We start from the raw sequence: 1,212 nt of genomic DNA, 5'->3' as shown, positions 1-1,212 counted from the left end.
GAGCCGCCCGCTCGAGGACATGGGCCAGGCGTTCCCGGCCTGCAAGAGCGAGAAGAACCGTCGCACCGAGCTGAACGTCCAGAACTGAGTTCGGGACGCCGGGTTTCCGTAACGAAGCCCGGTAACGAACCTCGGTAACGATTCTTCCAAAGCAATCTTCGAAGCCCGGCCTTGTGCCGGGCTTCGTCGTTTCCGGGCTCCTACCAGACTCTGCCCGGCAAAAACGTTAACCAGTATTAACAAATACAATGTCGGTGTATGATCGCCGCCGTCAGTGACCCCCTTGGGCCCTTCCAAGGCCGATTCAGATTTTTGCGTCGTGCGCCTGCCTGCAGTACGCCTGTGTTTCCCACCCGTTTCTGACTGATCCAAGGAGTGACAGATGAAGATCCGTTTGTTGAGCACCGCCCTGCTGGCCGGCCTGGCCTTTGCCCAGGTTGCCAGCGCGCAGGAATTCGATGACCGCTGGTACCTGACCGGCACCGCCGGCATCAATGTCCAGGACAACGACCGCGGCACGCGCAACGCGCCGTTCGGTGCGCTCGGCGTTGGCAAGTTCCTCGACCAGAACTGGTCGCTGGACGGCGAGCTGAACTACCAGAACCCCAACAACGACGCCAACCAGAATCTGCGCTGGAGCCAGTACGGCGTCTCCGTCGATCTGCGTCGCCACTTCAACGCCGAAGGCCGCAACTGGGCCCCGTACGTCCTGATGGGCCTGGGCTACCAGCAGTCGGAAGAAGAGTTCGACGCATCGCCGAACCCGAACTCGCCCGGCCAGCGTGACGAAGGCAACCTCGCCGCCAAGGTCGGCGTCGGCCTGCAGACCGCCCTGGGTTCGCGCGCCTCGCTGCGCACCGAAGTGGCCTATCGCGCCGACTTCGACGACGGCAGCATCAGCGCTCCCAGCGAAGACTGGTTCGGCGACCTGCTGGCTTCGGTCGGCGTCGTGATCCCGCTGGGCCCGGCGCCGGTCGCTGCTGCGCCGGCTCCGGCCGCGCCGAGCTGCGCCGACATGGATGACGACGGTGACGGCGTCAACAACTGCGACGACAAGTGCCCCGGTTCGCAGGCTGGCCAGACCATCGGTCCGGACGGTTGCCCGGTGCCGGTGTCGATCGACCTGAAGGGTGTGAACTTCGACTTCGACAAGGCCACGCTGCGTCCGGATGCTGTCTCGATCCTCTCCGAGGCCACCGAGATCCTGAAGCG

The 1,212-nt window shown here is 64.3% G+C and carries 1 protein-coding gene; it reads left to right on the top strand.

What is annotated here, in order from left to right; translation table 11 throughout:
• Window positions 1-382: 382 nt before the first annotated feature.
• Window positions 383-1,212: outer membrane beta-barrel protein (locus AC1DER_RS17185; RefSeq protein WP_477358208.1), on the top strand; the 830-nt coding region annotated here is incomplete at its 3' end.

Source organism: Lysobacter sp. 05T417, assembly GCF_056396405.1.
Note: the sequence above shows the minus strand (reverse complement) of the source record. Positions and strands in the feature narration are given on the sequence as shown.